At 71.4% G+C, this 18,068-nt stretch carries 15 protein-coding genes and 1 tRNA gene; 6 read left to right on the plus strand and 10 right to left on the minus strand.

Features of this window, described 5'->3' with window-relative positions:
• The first annotated feature begins 64 nt into the window (after positions 1 to 64).
• Complete coding sequence (locus tag LWF15_RS30165) at positions 65 to 565, plus strand: inorganic diphosphatase (RefSeq protein WP_232814369.1); 501 nt, start codon at positions 65 to 67, stop codon at positions 563 to 565.
• Positions 566 to 664: 99 nt separating this feature from the next.
• Here LWF15_RS30165 and LWF15_RS30170 read toward each other — a convergent pair whose 3' ends face one another.
• From LWF15_RS30170 to otsB, 3 genes are all read right to left on the minus strand, one after another.
• Positions 665 to 1,972: a C40 family peptidase gene (locus LWF15_RS30170; RefSeq protein WP_232814370.1), complete on the minus strand. Its 1,308-nt coding sequence runs from the start codon at positions 1,970 to 1,972 to the stop codon at positions 665 to 667.
• A gap of 186 nt (positions 1,973 to 2,158) precedes the next feature.
• Positions 2,159 to 2,311 carry a hypothetical protein gene (locus LWF15_RS30175; RefSeq protein ID WP_232814371.1) on the minus strand — a complete coding sequence of 51 codons (153 nt, stop codon included), beginning with the start codon at positions 2,309 to 2,311 and terminating at the stop codon, positions 2,159 to 2,161.
• A gap of 153 nt (positions 2,312 to 2,464) precedes the next feature.
• Complete coding sequence (gene otsB / locus LWF15_RS37015; protein ID WP_269811095.1) at positions 2,465 to 4,996, minus strand: trehalose-phosphatase; 2,532 nt, start codon at positions 4,994 to 4,996, stop codon at positions 2,465 to 2,467.
• Between the two features lie 276 nt (positions 4,997 to 5,272).
• Here otsB and LWF15_RS30190 point away from each other — a divergent pair, with 276 nt between their 5' ends.
• On the plus strand, positions 5,273 to 6,142 hold the full coding sequence (locus LWF15_RS30190) for an NAD(P)-dependent oxidoreductase (protein WP_232814372.1): 870 nt from the start codon (positions 5,273 to 5,275) through the stop codon (positions 6,140 to 6,142).
• A 133-nt stretch (positions 6,143 to 6,275) separates the two neighbouring features.
• Here the strand turns inward: LWF15_RS30190 and LWF15_RS30195 are convergent, their stop codons facing one another.
• Positions 6,276 to 7,700, minus strand: a complete 1,425-nt coding sequence (locus LWF15_RS30195) for a DUF4832 domain-containing protein (RefSeq protein ID WP_232814373.1) — start codon at positions 7,698 to 7,700, stop codon at positions 6,276 to 6,278.
• A gap of 119 nt (positions 7,701 to 7,819) precedes the next feature.
• Between LWF15_RS30195 and LWF15_RS30200 the strand changes: the two genes are divergently transcribed.
• Positions 7,820 to 8,287 carry a PPOX class F420-dependent oxidoreductase gene (locus LWF15_RS30200; RefSeq protein WP_232814374.1) on the plus strand — a complete coding sequence of 156 codons (468 nt, stop codon included), beginning with the start codon at positions 7,820 to 7,822 and terminating at the stop codon, positions 8,285 to 8,287.
• 57 nt (positions 8,288 to 8,344) lie between these two features.
• On the opposite strand, the gene LWF15_RS30205 is transcribed toward LWF15_RS30200, so the two are convergent.
• Positions 8,345 to 8,656, minus strand: coding sequence for an antibiotic biosynthesis monooxygenase family protein (locus LWF15_RS30205; protein WP_232814375.1), 312 nt, complete (start codon positions 8,654 to 8,656; stop codon positions 8,345 to 8,347).
• Between the two features lie 86 nt (positions 8,657 to 8,742).
• Between LWF15_RS30205 and LWF15_RS30210 the strand changes: the two genes are divergently transcribed.
• The gene (locus LWF15_RS30210) at positions 8,743 to 9,105 is read left to right on the plus strand and encodes a hypothetical protein (protein WP_232814376.1); all 363 of its coding nucleotides are present in this window, start codon (positions 8,743 to 8,745) and stop codon (positions 9,103 to 9,105) included.
• The gene (locus LWF15_RS30215) at positions 9,102 to 9,515 is read left to right on the plus strand and encodes a hypothetical protein (protein ID WP_232814377.1); all 414 of its coding nucleotides are present in this window, start codon (positions 9,102 to 9,104) and stop codon (positions 9,513 to 9,515) included. Before LWF15_RS30210 ends, LWF15_RS30215 begins: the two co-directional genes overlap by 4 nt.
• Positions 9,516 to 9,533: 18 nt before the next feature.
• Here LWF15_RS30215 and LWF15_RS30220 read toward each other — a convergent pair.
• The 4 genes from LWF15_RS30220 to LWF15_RS30235 all read right to left on the minus strand — a co-directional run bounded on the left by LWF15_RS30220 (position 9,534) and on the right by LWF15_RS30235 (position 14,087).
• Positions 9,534 to 9,607 (minus strand) — tRNA-Thr (locus tag LWF15_RS30220).
• A 102-nt stretch (positions 9,608 to 9,709) separates the two neighbouring features.
• A complete protein-coding gene (locus LWF15_RS30225) occupies positions 9,710 to 11,020 on the minus strand; it encodes an extracellular solute-binding protein (protein ID WP_232814378.1) in 1,311 nt (436 codons plus the stop codon).
• A gap of 1,037 nt (positions 11,021 to 12,057) precedes the next feature.
• Positions 12,058 to 12,201: a hypothetical protein gene (locus tag LWF15_RS30230; RefSeq protein WP_232814379.1), complete on the minus strand. Its 144-nt coding sequence runs from the start codon at positions 12,199 to 12,201 to the stop codon at positions 12,058 to 12,060.
• A gap of 107 nt (positions 12,202 to 12,308) precedes the next feature.
• Positions 12,309 to 14,087 carry a hypothetical protein gene (locus tag LWF15_RS30235; RefSeq protein WP_232814380.1) on the minus strand — a complete coding sequence of 593 codons (1,779 nt, stop codon included), beginning with the start codon at positions 14,085 to 14,087 and terminating at the stop codon, positions 12,309 to 12,311.
• Positions 14,088 to 14,348: 261 nt separating this feature from the next.
• Between LWF15_RS30235 and LWF15_RS30240 the strand changes: the two genes are divergently transcribed.
• Entirely contained in the window at positions 14,349 to 15,467 is a 1,119-nt protein-coding gene (locus LWF15_RS30240) for a saccharopine dehydrogenase family protein (protein WP_232814381.1), read from the plus strand.
• Positions 15,468 to 15,492: 25 nt separating this feature from the next.
• On the opposite strand, the gene LWF15_RS30245 is transcribed toward LWF15_RS30240, so the two are convergent.
• Entirely contained in the window at positions 15,493 to 17,658 is a 2,166-nt protein-coding gene (locus tag LWF15_RS30245) for an MMPL family transporter (RefSeq protein ID WP_232814382.1), read from the minus strand.
• Between the last annotated feature and the right edge of the window lie 410 nt (positions 17,659 to 18,068).

The raw sequence follows: 18,068 nt of genomic DNA on the forward strand, positions 1-18,068 counted from the left end.
TGCTCCATCGGTTCGAGAATAGTCTTGGCCGCCAACTCACATGCCGGAAGGTAGCGAATAACCCGTGGACTTCGACGTCACCATCGAGATTCCCAAGGGACAGCGCAACAAGTACGAGGTCGACCACGAGACCGGACGTATTCGCCTGGACCGCATGCTCTTCACCGCCACCCGCTACCCGGCGGACTACGGCTTCATCGACGGCACCCTCGGCGAGGACGGCGACCCGCTCGACGCGCTGGTCCTGCTCGAGGAGCCGACCTTCCCGGGCTGCCTGGTCAAGTGCCGGGCGATCGGCATGTTCCACATGCGCGACGAGAAGGGCGGCGACGACAAGATCCTGTGCATCCCGTCGGGCGACCCCCGCCTCGAGGTGTTCCAGGAACTCACCGACGTGAACGAGTTCTACCGCCTGGAGATCCAGCACTTCTTCGAGACCTACAAGGACCTCGAGCCGGGCAAGTCGGTCGAGGACGCCGCCTGGGCCAGCCGCGCCGCCGCGGAGGCCGAGATCGAGAACTCGCGCCAGCGTCTGATCGACGCCGGTGGCGTGTACCCGCACTGAGTTCCACCCCAACGCGCGTAGGCGGGGCGTCCCCTTCCCGGGGGCACCCGCCTACGTCGTTTTTGCTTATGGACGCTCTCGAGCTCGCCTTTGCGAGGCTCAGACCCGCCCGGCGTAGGGCATCGCGCCGGAGCTGCGCAGCGGCACAATCCGGATGAACGCGCCGGTGTACGGCGCCTCGATCATCTGACCGCCGCCGACGTACATGGCCACGTGGTGGATGCTCCCCGGATCGCCCCGGTCGGAGCCGAAGAACACCAGGTCTCCCGGGCGCATGCTGCTGTACGAAATGTGCTGCACCGACTGGTACTGCAGCCGTGAGGAGTGCGGCAGCGAGACGCCGGCCCGGGCCCAGGCCTGCATGGTCAGGCCGGAGCAGTCATAGCTGCCCGGTCCCTCGCCGCCCCACTGGTACGGCAGTCCGATCCGGCCCTTGGCCCAGTCCACCGCCGAGGATCCGGCCGAGGTGCTTCCGCTCGACGAACCGCCCGACGGGCTCCGGTTCTCCGGGGATCCCGAGGGTCCAGACGATTCGGGGACCGAACCGCCCTGGTCGCCACGATCGTCCTCAATCTGCTCGTCGGACTGGTTCTTGTCGGCCTGGGTACCGCTGCGGGACAGGCGTTCGGCCGCCTCCCGGGCCGCGGCCTCCCGGCGCTGCTCGGCCTGGCGGCGCAGGCCCTCCTCCCGCCGGCGCTCGATCTCGACCGACGTGCGCCGGGCCGCGGCCAGCTCGGCCAGCAGTTCGTTGCGTTGGGCGGTGTCGGCGGCCAGGGCCTGACGCGCGGCCGCCGCCCGCTGTTCGGCGACCGCCTTGGCCTCGGCCAGGGCGTCGGCCGCGGCCTGGCGCCGCTTCAGCGCCTCCTCGGCCTGTGCGGTGAGGCTGTTGGCCACCACCCGGGCAGAATCGGCCCGGCGCACGGTGCGCTGCTGCTGGCCGGCCACCACCTGCATCATCGAGGCCCGCTCGAGCACCTGCTCCGGGCCCCTGGGCGAGAACAGGACCTCCAGCTCGGCCAGGTTCCCGCCGTTGCGGTAGGCCCGCGCAGCCAGCTTCCCGACCTCCTGCTGAGCGCCGTCCAGCCGCTGTCCGGCGGCCTCGGCCACGGCCTGGGCGGCCCGGGCGGCCTTCTCCGCCTCGGCCAGCCGCACCTGGGCCTGGTTGTAGTTCTCGGTGGCCTCGCTCAGCGCCAGCCCGGCGGCCTCGGCCCGCTGCTGCGACCGGCGCAGCTGGTTCTGGATCGCCTCGACCCGGGCGGCCACCTCGTCGGTGTGCTGCTGGGCCCGGCGGACCTCGTCCTGCCCCGGGACCGGCTCGTCCGCCGCCGCACTCAGCGCCGGACCACCGACCAGCGCGGCCGCCAGCGTCAGCGCTGCCGCCGTCTGCCGTACCCCTCGTGTGCGCATCTGCTGCCCCTCGCCCGGTTTCCGCGGTGTCCACAGCGGAGTTCGGCACGGGGCGCAATCGGCTTTAGCCCGCCCGGGTGACGGCCGTCAGCCGGCTGGGTGAGCCCGCAAACGCCACGTGGGCGTCACCTCGAGGAGGTGACGCCCACGATTACGGCCGTTGGTCGGACGGCTGCTGGCACCGGGTTAGATCCTGGTGCCGCGACGACCCAGGAGGGCGAGGATCGCGCCGACCACGAGAATGCCGACACCGATGTAGACCAGGATCGTGCCGACGCCGCCGAAGCCGACGACCGCCAGGACGACACCGACGATGATGAGGATCAGCCACAGAGGCATACAAAGCTCCCAGTCACACGGGAAGGCGTCTTTCACGCCATCCGTTCGTTTTCCGACACCAAGATCGAATCACGTCGGGACCGGAGCGGCACGTCGAGATGCACGTTCCGGGGCTGATTTCTCAGATGTCGCGAAATCAGCCCCGTTGCGGCATCATTCGCCGCACAGGTCGACCAGCAGGCCGAGCATGGTGGCCACCTCCTCGGGCGAGCCCAGCCGGTGCTCGGCCCGGGTCTCCCCCGACCCCACCCGCACGGTCACGTCGCCCGCGTCGCCCCGCAGCACCGCGAAGGCCCGCTCGTCGGTCACGTCGTCGCCGGCGTAGAGCACCGCGTCGGCCCCGGTGATCGAGCGCAGCCGCCGCAGCGCGGTGCCCTTGGTGGTCGAGACCACCGACAGCTCAACCACTTCCTTGCCGTGGGTGAGGTGCACCCCGGGCCAGGTGGCGGGCCCGTCCAGGGCCTCCTGGGTGGCCGCGGCGGCGACCGGGCGCTCGGCCCGGCGAGTGTGCAGGACCACCCCGGTGGGCTTGGTCTCCACGTGCGTGCCGGGATGCCGGGCGCTGATCGTCTCCAGCTCGGCGGTCGCCTTGGCCAGCAGGCCGGCCTGGGCCTCGTCGAGCGGGGAGTTCACCGCGGCATCGCCCAGCGGGTCACGGAACTCGGCCCCGTGCGAGCCCACCAGGAGCGCCCGGGCCGGCGGCGTGGCCACCCGGACCAGGTCGTCCAGGGTGCGCCCGGAGACCAGGGCGACCCGCACCCCGGGCAGGGTGGAGAGCTCGTTCAGGTGCCGCAGGGCGTGCGGCAGCGGCCGGGCCGCGGCCGGGTCGGCCACGATCGGCGAGAGCACGCCGTCGAAGTCCAGAGCGATCAGCAGCGAGGGGCGCTGCGCGAAACCCTCCAGGGCAGTGACCAGTCCGAGCGAGAGCGGGGGCCGGCGGTCCTCCGGGTCGAGCAGCACCAGCGGGTCGTCGAGCACGTGCCCCGGCTCCTCGAGGCCCTCGGTGTCGTCGAGATCCGGCTCGTCCAGGGCGGTTCCGCCCTCGGGCACGAACTCGCCGTTGGCCCCGACGGTCGCCACCGGCACCGCCTCGGTGGCGTCCTGCTCGGAGCGGGCCTCGGCCTGGATCGCCGAGAGCTCGATCGACTCGGTGGCCGGGCTGCGCGGGGCGGGCGGAGCCGGCTCGGCCGCCGCCGAGGCCGCGACCTTGAGGAAGGTGGAGGCCCAGCGGGCCACGTCGAACTCGAACACCCGGCGGCGCATCGCCCGCATCCGGCGGGTGGACTCACGCGGCGAGAGCTGGGCGGCCCGCACGATCGCGGCCTTCATCCCGTCCACGTCGTGCGGGTTGATCAGGAACGCCTGCGGCAGCTCGATCGCGGCCCCGGCGAACTCGCTGAGCACCAGCGCACCGCGCTCGTCGTGCCGGGTGGCCACGTACTCCTTGGCCACCAGGTTCATCCCGTCGCGCAGGGCGGTGACCAGCATGACGTCGGCGGCCAGGTAGAGGGCGGCGAGCTCCTCGCGGTCCTGCGACTGGTGCAGGTAGTGCACGGCGGGGTGCCCGAGCTGGCCGTAGTCGCCGTTGATCCGCCCGACCGTGACCTCGACGTCGCGGCGCAGCTTCTCGTACTCCTCGACCCGGTCCCGGCTCGGGGTGGCCACCTGGACGAACACCGCGTCGGGCGGGCTGAGCACCTCCTCGGCGAACAGCTCCTCCACCGCCTTGAGCCGGTGCAGGATGCCCTTGGTGTAGTCGAGCCGGTCGACGCCGAGCAGCACCACCTTGGGATCGCCCAGCTCGCGCCGGATCTCGCGGGCCCGCTCCTGGATGTCGGGCCGGCGGCCGAGCTCGTCGATCAGCTCGGCGTCGATCGAGATCGGGAACGCGGCCGCCCGCACCTCGCGCGGCGGGTGGTTCTCGGCGCTGCCGAAGCGTGGCTCGGCCGGCAGGTGCACCAGGCCGCGGCGGGTGGACAGGCCGTTGCGGCGGCAGGCCCGCAGGAAGTTGTTCGCGTCGGCCGGGCGCTGGAAGCCGAGCTGGTCGGCGCCCAGCAGGCCGTCGAGGACCTGCCGCCGCCAGGGCAGCTGGGCGAAGATCTCGTAGGGCGGGAACGGGATGTGGTTGAAGAAGCCGATCCGCAGGTCGGGCCGCTGGGCCCGGAGCATCTGCGGGACCAGCAGCAACTGGTAGTCCTGCACCCAGACCAGCGCGTTCTCGGCCGAGTACCGGGCCGCCATGTCGGCGAACCGGCGGTTGACCCGCACGTAGGCCTCCCACCAGTGCCGGTGGAACTGCGGCTGGGCGATCACGTCGTGGAACAGCGGCCAGAGCGTGCCGTTGGACATGCCCTCGTAGTAGTCCTCGACGTCGGACTTGCTCAGCTCGACCGGGATCAGCTGGATACCGCGCGCCTCGAACGGCTCGGGCGCGTCTCCTGGCGCCCCGGTCCACCCGACCCAGGCCCCGGCGTTGCGCTGCATCACCGGCTCGAGGGCCGAGACCAGGCCGCCCGGGCTGGGCTTCCAGGTGGTGCTGCCGTCGGGGTTGGTCTGCCGGTCGACGGGGAGCCGGTTCGCGACCACCACGAGATCACTGAGTTGACTGGGCTGCTGGGGCTGGGGCTGCTCGGGCTGCTCCTGCGACACGGGGTCGGCCTTCCTGGTCAGGTCCTCGGTCCGCATGTCAGACGCACACCGGGTGACGGAAAGGAACCTCACCCTTCGTGACGTCATTCACGCCTTGTAACCCTAGGCACGTTGGGCATCGCACGCCTCCTGGAGGGGCGTGGCACTTGTCTCGCCCTTCCGCGAGTTTAATCCGATTTCGACCGTATTGCGTGGCTAAAATCGCCCGCCCTCGCGGCCAGGCTCGGCAACGTCATCATGGGCGATCACGGAGCGCGACCGGACAAGGGCTCGCCGGGGGCCGGAACGGCGCACCGGGCGTACCTTTCCCCGGTGACCGAACCCGAAGAGAAGCATCCCGTCGTCGCTCTGCTCGGCACCGGAATCATGGGCCTGGCCATGGGCCGGAACATCGCCCGGGCCGGCCTGCCGCTGCGGGCCTGGAACCGCACCACCGCCAAGGCCGAGCCGCTGGGACAGGACGGGGCCACCGTCGCCGCAACGGCCGCCGAGGCGGTCGAGGGGGCCGGCATCGTCGTCACCATGCTGTTCGACGCCGACAGCGTGGCCGAGGCGATCGCCCAGGCCGCTCCGGGCCTCGCTGCCGGCACGGTGTGGCTGCAGACCAGCACGGTCGGCGTCGAGGGCAACGACCGGCTGGCCGCCCTGGCCGCGGAGCACGACCTGGTCTACGTCGACGCCCCGGTGCTGGGCACCAAGGCGCCGGCCGAGCAGGGCACCCTCACCGTGCTGGCCTCCGGCCCCGAAGCAGCCCGGGCCACCGTGACGCCGGTGCTCGACGCGATCGGCGCCAAGACGCTGTGGGTGGGCGAGGCCGGAGCGGGGACCCGGCTGAAGCTGGTGGCCAACGGCTGGGTCCAGACCGTGACCGTGGGCGTGGCCCAGGCGCTGCGCACCGCCGAGGCGTTCGGGCTGGACCCCGCGCTGTTCCTGGAGGCGGTGAAGGGCGGCGCGGTGGACGCGCCCTACGTGCAACTGAAGGGTGCGGCCATGCTGTCGGGCTCGTTCGAGCCGTCGTTCGCGCTCAGCGGTGCCCTGAAGGACGCCGAGCTGATCGAGGACGGGGCCCGCGCGGCGGGTGCCGACCCCGGCATCGTCACCGTGGTCCGCGAAGCCTTCCGCCAGGCACAGGAGGACGGGCACGGCGACAAGGACATGTCGGCCGTCTACCTGACCTCCTGACCTGCCGGCCTGACCTCATGACCGGCCGGCCTGAGTTCGCGACCGCCGCCCTGAGTTCCTGACCGCGCGAGGGTGGGGCCCCACCGGCCCCGCCCTCGCTCCCCCACCCCACTCCGCGCCTACCCCACCGCGTCTACTCCACGGTGATCGTCTGCCGCAGGTCGTTCAGGCCGGTCGTGGCGTTCCAGGTGCCCTCGTTCGCCGTGCGGATCGCATACCGCGGATCGTCTGCCGTGGTCTCGTCGGACGCCGGGACCGAGAGATAGGCCCGGTAGGAACCGGCCGGCAAACCCTCCACCGACGCAGTCAGCTCGACCGTCTCCCCCGCCGCCCACGTCCTCACATCGGCATCTGCCTCGAACTCGACCGTGTGCCGGGCATCCCCGTCCACCAGCACCAGCCGGGCCTGCCGCGGGTTGTAGGGGGCGGCCCAGCCGTCGTTACGCACCCCCACCCAGACCTGGCTGGTGCCGTCGTCCTTGGCCGTGACCGTGCTCTCGGTGAGCACGAACCGGTAGCCCAGCCGGCGCTGCGTCTCGGCCAGCCCCTCCGCTCCCCAGGAGTCGAGCACCTCGGTCTGGTAGTCGCGGTTGAGGTAGCTGAAGTGGTAGCGCTCCATCTCGGCCGAGGCGCTCTCCCACTCCGAACGCGGCGCGTTCAGCGCACACGTCTCGCCGCCCATCGGCACGTGTTTCGTCTCGGCGGCCAGGTACTCCTGGTCGAGCGTGATCGGGTCGGACAGGAAGGTGCCGAAGTCGTCCTCCGAGGCCAGGAAGCAGTCGTTGTGGTGGCCGGTCCGGGCGGCGTCGGAGCCGCTGCCGGCCTCCTCGGCCGCAAGTGCGTTCTCGGCGCCGCTGCCGGTGCCGAGGGCCTTCTGCTTGGCGTTCATGTAGCGGACCTGCACCATGCGCTCGTCCGGCACCGCGTCGAGCAGGGCCTTCAGCACCGCCGAGCGTTTGTCCCAGTCGGCCTCGGTGAGCTGCCAGGGCCGGCTCGGGTCGGAGGCGAAGTGGTCGGTGTAGTAGCCCTCGCCCCAGAGCCCGACGAAGCCCTGCTGGACCGCCGCGATCACGTCGGCGTGTTCGTGGAACAGGGGTTTCAGCTGCGCGATGTGGGCGAGCACGACGTTCAGCGGGGCGTCGCCGAAGGGCGGCTCGTAGGGCCCGGCCCCGCCCTGCACGTAGGCGAACCGGGTGATCAGCGAGATGCCCTGCTGGCGGGCCGTGTTCAGGTCGGCCTCGACCAGCTCGAGGAACTTCGCGTCGAGAGTCTCGGTGGCGGCGAACTTCTCCAGGTAGAACACCCGCATCACCTGGGTGATGCCCTGCTCGCGGTACTCGGCCAGGTCGTCGGCCGAGAGCGGGGAGAAGCCGGATCCGTCGGCCCGGTAGTGCGTTTCGAGGTGTTTGTAGAAGCCCCGCTCGGGGTTGGCGATGTCGGCCCCGCTCGCCTCGTAGGTCACGGCCTGCGGCTCGGCGGCGGTGGCGGAGACGGCCAGGCCCCCGCACAGCGCCAGAGCCGCTACCGCACCGGCCATTGCACGTTTCCGGAACAACATGCCGTAGATCGTGTCCGGGCCGCGGTTCAGGGTGAGTCAGAAGGGCGTTAAGGACAGACCCGGGGATGATGGAGCCCGACACCCCCGCGACATCCGACATCCGAGCGAGAAGGAACGGCATGCCCACGATTGCCACCGCCAAGCGCGTGGAACTCGACGAACTGCTGGAGTTCATCCGTCCGCGGCACCGGGCCACGCTGGTCACCACCCGCGCCGACGGCAGCCCGCAGCTGTCACTGGTCACCTGCGGGGTGGACAGCGCGGGCCGGATCGTGATCTCGACCTACCCCGAGCGGGCCAAGGCGATCAACCTGCGGCGCCGCCCCAGCGCCTCGGTGTGCATCCAGTCGGACGACTGGAACGGCGCCTACGTGCAGGTCGACGGCGAGGCCGAGGTGATCGACCTGCCCGACTCGGTGGAGCCGCTGGTCGAGTACTTCCGCTGCATCTCCGGCGAGCACCCGGACTGGGACGAGTACCGGGCCGCCATGGTCAAGCAGGGCAAGTCGCTGATCCGGATCACCCCGCAGCGCTGGGGGCCGATCGCCACCGGCGGGTTCCCGCCCGGTCGCGCCCCCCAGAGCTGACCACTACGAACCAGAACCTGTGGACGTTCGTGGCCACGAACGTCCACAGGTTGCAGTTCACGCCTCGGTCACCACCTCGAAGGCCCAGATGCTCGACCCGGTGGCCGCCGGCCCGTCGTTCGTCGGGCGCGAGGCGCCCTGGTGGCCGCTCTGGAACGCCTGCGAGGACTGCCAGGCGTCGAAGTCCTCCCGGGTCTTCCAGCGGGTGTAGACCAGGTACTGGTCGGTGCCCTCGACCGGGCGCAGCAGCTCGAAGTGCTCGAAGCCGGCCTGGTTCTCCACCATCCCGGCGCGGTTGGAGAACCGCTGCTCGAGGACCTCGCCGCGCCCACCCGGCACGGTCAGCACGTTGATGACCACATAAGACATGGCCTCATCCTCTTACACGGCGCGCTCGCCGAGGTAGGCACCCGCCATGAGCCGGCGCTGAGACCGGCCCTCTAGAGTTCGTTGCCGTGAGCAGCATTCTCTCCGGCCTGGTGATCGCCCTGGGCCTGGTCACCGCGGTCTGGAGCGCGATCCTGTTCGCCCGGGCCCGGCGGGCCAGCAACACCATGCTGCTGGTGCTGCTCGCCCTCGAGGTGCTGCTGCTGGTCCAGCTGATCGTGGCGATCGTCCGGGTGGCCGGGGGCGAGCGGCCGGACGAGACCGCCACCTTCGTCGCCTATGCGGCCAGTGAGCTGCTGATCCTGCCGGCTGGGGTGTTCTGGTCGGCGACCGACCGCTCGCGCACCAGCGTCCTGGTCATCTTCGTCGTCTGCTTTGCCGTGGCCGTGATGACGGCCCGGATGTTTCAGATCTGGAGCACCGTCGGGTGAATGAGTCAACCCGTACCTCGGGACCGGGCCGTCTGCTGGTCGCCGTCTACGCCGTCTTCGCCCTGGCCGCCTGCTCGCGGGCGATCGTGCAGCTGGCCACCAAGTTCGACGAGGCGCCGCTGGCCTACCTGCTCTCGCTGGTCTCCGGCGTGGTCTACGTGATCGCCACGCTGGCCCTGGCCCGCCCCGGCCCCACCTGGCGCCGGGTGGCCCTGGGCACCTGCACCTTCGAGCTGGTCGGGGTGCTCGCGGTCGGGATCCTGACGCTGCTCGACGACGGCGACTTCCCGGACGAGACGGTCTGGTCGAACTTCGGCCAGGGCTACGCCTTCATCCCGCTGGTGCTGCCCGTGCTGGGCCTGTACTGGCTGCGCCGCACCGCGGCGGCCGACCGCCGGCCGCAGGAGTAGCGCGGCGGTGAGGCTGGGAGCCCGCTATCGGATTCGAACCGATGACCTGCTGTTTACAAGACAGCTGCTCTGGCCAACTGAGCTAAGCGGGCGTTGCTCGTACTGGTCGTGCCGGTGGTGCAGGGCGACTCTACCGGCCTGGCCGGGCCGGGTGGGGCCGCGGGGCCTCCTTCGGTACGAACTGCCGATGCCGGTCAGTCCGTGACGAACGTCTTCAGGTTACCGGTGATCGCGGTCTCCACGTCGATCGGCCGGCCGAGCAGGAACAGCCGCACCTGCTCGCGGAAGGCGCTGCTCCAGGGGGCGTACCGGCGGATCGAGGGCCGGGACACGGCGGTGCCGAGGGCCGCGGGCATGCCCTCGAGCTGAGCCTTGACGGTGTTCTCGAAGAAGACCGGGCCCAGCGTGGGCACGTAGCCGCCGACGTGGAAGAGCTGCGACTGCCCCTGCCCCCGGGCGAGGAACGTGGCCACCTCGAGGGCCGCCCGGGGCGCAGTGGCGTTGTGGGCCAGCGCCACCACCTGCCCGCCGAGCACTCCCCCGGGAATCCGCACCGCGGCGTACGCCCGGCCGCCGCTCTCCTCGGCCACCGTCTCGGTCAGCAACTGGCGGTACTGCGAGGGCCAGAGCCGGGCGAACGCGGCCCGGTGCTCCTGCACGGCCACCAGGGTGCCGTTCTCGTCCCCCTCGTCGTTCCCGGTCGGCAGGGCGAACATCTGTTCGGTCGGGAACCGCTGCTTGAGCTGGTTCAGCGCCGCCCGCCCGGCCGGGGTGGCCAGGGTGGGGTCGGCCCTCACGTCACCACCGAAGGCGTGGATCAACTCGACCAGGCTGACCGTCAGCCCTTCGTAAGGACCGGCCTGCAAGAGGATCCGCCGGGTCTCCATCGGGCCGACCGAGGCGTCGGCGAAACGCTGGGCGGTGAGCCAGAACTCGGCCGCCTGGGCGGTCTGCTCCAAGCGGACCAGCCGGTCGACCACCGACCGGCGCTCCTTCGGCGGGAACAGGGTCAGGTCGATCACCAGCAGCGGCGCATCCGCGTTGAGCGGCAGGGCGTACAGCGGCGCCCGGCTTCCCTGGCCCACTCGGCAGCGGGCGACCAGCGGGGCGAAACACCCCTCGTCGCGCAGCATGTCAGTCAGGGCCGGCGCGTCCGGGAGGGCCTGGACCAGCCGGTCCTCGACCAGACCGGGCAGGTGCTCCGGGTCGATCACCACCAGGTCGGTCTCCGGCTCGGCGGCCGAGAGCTTGTTGCGGACGATCCCGGCCTGGTCGTCACTGCTGCTGCCGACCGGGAAGTAGTGAGCGACCCGGCCCACCCGGCCGGCCCTCGGAGTCGCACTCCAGACCGCCAGCGTGTTGTCCCGGGCCTCGTTGCTGTCGTCCCCACCGTGGACCAGGACAGTGCCGTCGTTGGAGGCCAGGCGATCAGCGATCCAGCGGGTGGGGTTGAGGTCGTGCAGGGCCCACTCGACCAGGCCACCCCCGACCGCACCGGCGGACACGGCCAGCAGCAGGGCCCGGCGCGGCGGGCCGGGTCGGTCGCCGCCCTTGGGGCCGCCGGCGGAGACGGCGGTGTTCGGCGGCTGGGGCGGTAGTTGTGACGGTCGGCCGGGTTGAGTTGGGGCGGGTTGGCCGGGCTGTTCGGGCGGGCTGGGCTGCTCGGGCTGAGAAGGGCCGGGACGGCTGGGTTGGCCAGGCTTATCGGGCGAGCCGGGCTGATCGGCGGGGCCGGGCTGAGCCGGGCCAGGCCGGTCGCCGCCGCCTTTAGGGCTGCCACTGGAGACGACGGTGTCCGGCGGCTGGGGTGACAGCTGTGACGGTCGGCCGGGTTGAGCTGGAGCGGGCTGGGCGGGCTGGCCGGGCTGGCCGGGCTGGTCGGGTTGGTCGGGCTGGTCGGGTTGGTCGGGCTCGCTGGGTGGGCCGGGCTGGTCGGGCTGGTCATGTAGAGCTGGGGCCGGGGAGCCAGGCCGAGCCGGGCCGGGTGTGTCTGGTTGAACTGGACCCGGCACGTCGGGCTGAACCCGACCCGCCTCCTCCGGTCGAGCCCCGCCAGTCACCTCTGGCTGAACCCGGCGCGCCGCCTCGGGCGGAACCCCAGCCACTGCCTCCCGCTGAGGCCCACCCACTACCTCCGGCGGAACCCCACCCACCGCCTCCCGTTCAGCCCGGCCCTCCACCTCCGACTGATCTTGACCAGAGAGGTGGCCTTGGTCGGGGTCGGGCCTGCTGGAGTTGGGTGGCGGCAGTTCGGCTTCGGCCGGTTGCGGCTTCACCGGCGCAGGGGCTGCTGGTTGTGGCTGCTTAGATTCCAGGCTCGGGCGGGGTTTGGAGGGGGGCTCGACCGGCTCATGCTCCGGGTGCCCAGCAGGGTCCGACTGTTCGACCCACCTCGCTCCCTCACCCAGGTCCGACTCTCCGGCCGGCCCAACCCCCGCTGGCCCCGCCCCAGCGGCAAGTTCCGCTCCCTCCCCCAGCCCCGGCTCCCCAGGCCCCGCCCCTTCAGCAGGCCCCGCCCCTTCAGCAGGCCCCGCTCCCTTATCTAGACCCATTTCTGCAGCAGGCCCCACCCCCACGACAGGCCCCGAACCAGCAGCAAGCCCCACTCCCTCACCCAGACCCGGTTCTCCAGCAGGCCCGGCCCCAGCAGCAGGCTCCGAGCCAGCAGCAGACCCCGCTCCCTCACCAGCGCCGAGGTTCTCGGCGGGCTCGGGTTGCCTGGCCTGGGGTTCGGCCCGCCGGTGACCGCGCCCGGTCTCCACCTCTTCGGGTTGCTGCGCCGTGGTCACCGGTCTAAGCCTCCTCGATCAGGGCGGTCAGCTGATCCGCGATGTGCTCGGAGTTGGCGTCGGTGCTGCGGCAGCGCTCCCGGGCCCATGCCGGCTGCCCGCCGCAACCCGCTCCGATCACCACCACCTGGAGCTTCTTGCGGGCCGCGGGCGGAATGGGCGCTTCCTGCAGCGCATTCCGGCCATCGGTCAGAAGTATCAGCGCCCCTGAGGAAGGTTCACCGAGCACTTCGGCCAGCCCTGTCTCTCCCCCGGGCCGTACGTCCGGCAGCCTCAGCCTGGGTACCCCGGCCCCGGCCGTCTTCACCGTGCGGGCGGCCGAGGCGCCGGCGCCGGTGCGGGCCAGGATCACCGTGAGCTGGTCTTCCGCGTCGAGCGGCTTGGTCGATGCCCACTGCAGCAGTCCGTCCCGGGCCGCTGTGCCCGGGCTGGTGGCTCCGTCGCCGGCCACTCCCATGCTCTGCGACATGTCGAGCAGAACGGTTACCTCAAGCGGTTTCTCGGCGGGGGCGAGCACTGCGGCACGTGCCGCCACATCGGCCGGCTGGGCGGTGGAGGCGACCAGGCCGATCCGGTTGCGCGCCTCGGTGCGCTGCAGCCAGGACAGGAAGGCGTGGGCCGACTTCGCGCTGGTGCGACGGCCTTCCGGGTTGGTCGGGATCGCCAGCACCTCGGCGCCGATGATGTTGCCCTGCGCGTCTTCCAGCCCCAGCTCGTCGCGGCCGGAAGCTGCGCACGCCGAGTCCAGCCCGGCCGGGAGAACCACGCCCAGGCAGGCCTGTTCGTCGCCGAGGTCTACCCGCCGGCGTTCGATGCGCTGATCGGCAGCAGCGTGCAGCACGGCCGAGGCGACCGGGTCGAGCGGGGTGACGTCACGCACGTGCAGGTCGATCCGGCGCTCGGCGAGCTCGGCCAACGGGACGGCGGTGCGGGTGCGGTAGTCGCTCTCGTCCAGGTAGATCACGGCCGGCACCTGTCCGACCAGGTGCCAGCCGGCCGGTGGCGTGACCCCGACGGCCAGGTCGGCCCACACCCCGGACAGGCCCTGCAGCACCGCCGGGTCGGCCGTGATCACCCCGGCGACAGGCGTCTGAGCCGTGCGCAGGGCCGCGTGCGGGTCGCTGCCGAGGGCCGCGAACTCCACCGCCCCGGCGCACTCCTGGGCACTGCCCAGCCGGGAGCGGTTGGCCGCGAAGACCTGCTGCACGGCCGGCAGCAGCGCCTGGTCCACCTCGATCCGCGCCGTGCCGCACCCGTCCGGCCCGCGCCCCGGCAACGGCATCACGTCCCAGGCCGCAGCGGTGATGCTGAGCAGCACCACCGGCAGGGCGATGCAGCGGAACAGGTACTCGGCGCCCCGGCTCGGCCAACGCAGCACGACTCCCGGCCAGAAAAGGATCAGCGGCAACAGGATCACTACGACCCCGAGCGCGTCGTACAGGTCGATGCCCGGGCGGCGCAGCACCGCGATCCCGATGGCCGGCAGCACCACGACCTCCACCGCGGTCAGCCAGCCCCCGACCCGGCGGTACCACTCACCGGTGCGCGGACTGGGCACGCGCACCGACGGCATCGGATCGATGATCATCAGCAGCACGGTGACCGGCAGACCCACCGCCGCGACCACCGCACTGATCACGTCGGCCACCTTGGCGCCTTCGTCGAGGCCGCCGAAGGCCAGCGAGATGCCGAGGCTGAGCAGCGCACTCCCGCTGATCGTGAACCCGAGGGCCACGAGCATCTTCTGCCGACGCTCGGACAACCTTGGCCGCTGCTCGGACATCAATGTCTTCCGGGTGGATTTCCAGGGTATTTTCCGGAGCATAACCGAAGCCCGACTTGTCGGGATTGCGGATGGCCGGAAATTCTTCCTGCGGCATTCTTGGACGCTTGTCCGAAACTCGCGCAGATACCGTTCGATCTGCCCCACCTGCCACGAAAGCCCGTTTCGCGGCTATGAGTTCCCTCACCCGGCCGGGCGAACCCTGGCAGAACGATCGGTTTCGGCTGGTGTCCAAACCGCGTGGCTGTCTAGTTTCGCCCTGTGACAAATGCAGCGCGCACCGTTCTCCTCGGCGCCGGCGGGTATCTGGGCCGGGTGACTGCCCGGGCGCTGGTGGAACGCGGCCTGGACCCGATCCTCGCCGGGCGCGACGGCAACGAGCTCGCGGTGCTGGCCGACGAGCTGGGCGGCCTGGACTTCCGGGTCGCCGACGCTGCCGATCCGGGGTCGCTGACCGCGCTGATCCACCCGGGCGACGTGGTGATCAGCGCGATCGCCCCGTTCCGGACGGCCGGTGAGGGGGTGGTGCGGGCCGCCGTGACCCGCCGGGCCCACTACCTCGACACCGCCCTCGAGCCGCCGTTCATCCAGCTCGTGCTCCAGAAGTGGGGCCGTCCGGCCCGCGAGGCCGGGGTGGTGGTGATGCCCTCGGTCGGCTTCAGCTTCAGCCCCGGCAGTATCGCCGGGGCCGCCGCCCTGCAGGAGGCCGGGCCGCAGGCCACCCGGGTGCAGATCGGCTACTTCGTGGTCGGCGACTTCGGGCAGTCCTCGTTCAGCGCAGGCGTTCTCGACTCGGTCACCGGCTCCCTGTTCGAGCCCGGCCTGGTGCGCCGCGGCGGGGTGATCGAGTCCGAGATGCCGGGCCGGCGCGAGCGCACGTACCTGATCGACGGCGTGGAGCGGACGGCCACCAGCATCGGCGGCCCCGAGCACTTCACCCTGGCCCAGTTCCAGCCCCGGCTGCAGGACGTGGACGTCTTCATCGGCTGGCTGCGCCCCGACCCGAACGGCCGCTCCCTGCTGCCGAAGTCGGCCACCAGCACGTCCCGGCTCTCGATCGGGCGGGCGCTGACCAAGATGAAGCACCGGCAGATGCTGCGCGAGGCCGGTGAGGGACCGGACGCGGCCGGCCGCAGCGCGATGGTGAGCATGGTGGTGGCCGAGGCCCAGGACGCCTCGGGCGAAACCCTCTCCCGGGTCACGCTGACCGGCCCGAACCCCTACGACCTGACCGCCCGCCTGCTGGCCCACCACGCCGCCGCGGTGCCCAACTGCGAGCCCACCGTGTCCGGGGCGATCGGGCCGGTCAGCGCCTTCGGGCTGAACGCCGCGATCGACGCCGCCCGGCAGGCCGGGCTGGAACGCATCGACCAGGCCTAGGTTTTCGCCCCGGAAGCCGGGAACGTCACCCGACCCGCACCGGACGGCGTTCGCCCTCACCCTCGTCCTCAGGTGTGCTCCTGACCGGTTCGGGACGCAACGGTGACGGCTCGACCAGCAGCGGCCGGGCCAGCCAGGCCGGCAACCACCAGTTGTACTTGCCGAACAGCGAGACCAGGGCGGGCACCAGCAGCATGCGCACCAGCGTGGCGTCGAGCAGGATGCCCACCCCGAGCGCGGTGGCCACCACCTTGATCGGGGTGTCCGGGGTGGCGGCCAGCGCCGCGAACGAGAAGAACAGGATCAGCGCGGCCGAGGTGATCAGCCGCCCGGTGCGGCCCAGGCCCTCCTCGATGGCCCGGTCGGTGGAGCCGGTGCGGTCGTACTCCTCGCGCATCCGGGCCAGCAGGAACACCTCGTAGTCCATCGAGAGACCGAACAGGAAGGCGAAGATCAGGACCGGCAGCCAGAACTCCATCGCCCCGGTGGCACTCACCCCGAAGATTGCCTCGGAACCGTTGCCCTCCTGCCAGAACCAGGTGGCCAGCCCGAACACCGCGGCCAGGCTGAGCAGGTTCAGCAGCACCGCCTTCAGCGGCAGCAGCACCGACCGGAAGGTGCGCACCAGCAGCACGAAGGTGATCAGCGCGATCAGGGCCAGTACGTAGGGGAAACGGTCGAAAACGGCGGCCTGGTAGTCCTGTACGGTCGGGCCCGCCCCGGCCAACCCTTCGTAGCCGGGCAGGCCGGCCAGCTCGGCGCGCACGTCGTCGGCGATCGCCACCGAGGTGTTGTCCACCGTCTCCTCGTCGGGCACCACCAGGACTGCGGTCAGACCGGCCGGGGAAGGCTCCAGCGGCACGGCCATCCTTACCCCGTCGACCTTTTCGGCAGCGGAGACGATCGCGGGGACGTCGTTCGACGATGCGACCGCCGCGGTGATCGGGGACAGCACACCGCTGCCCACCCCACCCTGCTCCAGCGTGACCAGCTTCTCGTGACCCGGCCCGGAGTCGGACAGCGCGTCCGAGTCGGTCAGACCGAACTGCAGCCCGAAGACCGGGACAATGGCCAGCGCGAGCGCGGCGGTGCCCACGCCGGCCGCCACCCAGCGGTGCCGCACCACCCCACGGGCCCACGCCGACCAGCCCGCCGAGGCGTGGTTCTCCTTGCGGATGCGCGGCCAGTCCACCCGTGGCCCGACCAGACTGAGCAGGGCCGGCAGCAGGGTGAGGACCACCAGGGTGCTCATCAACGGGATCAGCATGCCGCCGAAGCCCATGCTGCGCAGCAGCGGGACCGGCACCACGACCAGCGCGATCAGGCTGATCGCGACGGTGACCCCGGAGGCCAGGACGGCGTGCCCGGCAGTACGGACGGCGGTGATCACCGCCTCCTCGTTGTCCGAGCCGTGGGCCCGTTCCTCCCGCCAGCGCGAGACCACCAGCAGCGAGTAGTCGATCGCCACGCCCAGGCCGATCAGCGCGACCAGGAACTGGACCACGAACGACACGTCGGTGACCTCGGTCAGCCCGAGCACCACCAGGAAGGTGGACAGGATCGCCACCGCGGCGACCAGCAGCGGCACCAGCGCCAGGAACGAGGCGAAGACGAACAGCAGCACGATCAGCGCGCCGAACCCGCCGATCAGGGTCTCGGCCAGGACGCTCGGGCCCTCGGTGTCCTCGGCCGAGTCCAGCGCCAGCTGGCCGTACCCGGTGAGCCCGACCTGCAGGCCGGACTCCTGACCGGCCTGCCGCAGCGTCTGCTCCAGCTGCTCGGCCACCGGGTCCTCGAAGCCCTCGGCCGAGGGTCGCAGCAGCAGGCTGAAGGTGCTGCGGCCGTCGTCGGTGAGGAAGCGCTCGTCCCCGGTCCCGCCGTAGCCCACGATTTCGGCGCCCGGCAGCTGCGCGAGGGCAGCATCGATCGCCGCCACCTCGTCGCGATGCTCGGCGATGCTCTCCCCCTCCGGCGCGGTGTAGACCGGCACGTCGGTCATGTCGCCGGTCATGCCGTACGCCTCTTTGAGCTCCAGAGAGGTTTCCCACCCCTCCTGCCCGGGCAGGGAGAAGTCGTAACTCAGCCGGTCCGGAACGGCCGAGGAGGCGAACACCCCGGCGAGGAGGGCGGCCGACCAGAAGCCGACCACCCACCAGCGGTGTCTGACGACGAACGTGGCAATGCTCTTCATGACCCCTCCGAGTTCCCCTGCTCGGCAGGTGTGACATCGGGCCGGTGCTGCACCCGACCGTCCCCCTGGCCCCGACGACTCCCGAGTATGAGCAGCCCCACACCGGCCCGGATCGGGGAACTCCCTGAACCTGCCCCTAGGTCCAGTCCTGGAGACGATCAGGGAACCCGGACAAGAGCCCCCTACCGGCGCCCGCCGGAGCAACCACCGCCAGACGGAAGCACGCGCCGCACGCGACTTTTGGGGACACCTGTCGATGCCCGGGTGAAAGCCGGACGAGACAGACATCGAAAAGTGTCATCTCCGGCGGCATCCTGCCCGTGTCGGCACCGGGACAGGGGGTAGGGGTTCATACACTGCGGGTGATGAATGCCGTGTCTCGTTGGCGAGCGCGCGGGACACGATGAGGA

This window comes from Kineosporia rhizophila (genome assembly GCF_021277265.1).
In the GTDB taxonomy this organism is placed as follows: domain Bacteria; phylum Actinomycetota; class Actinomycetes; order Actinomycetales; family Kineosporiaceae; genus Kineosporia; species Kineosporia rhizophila.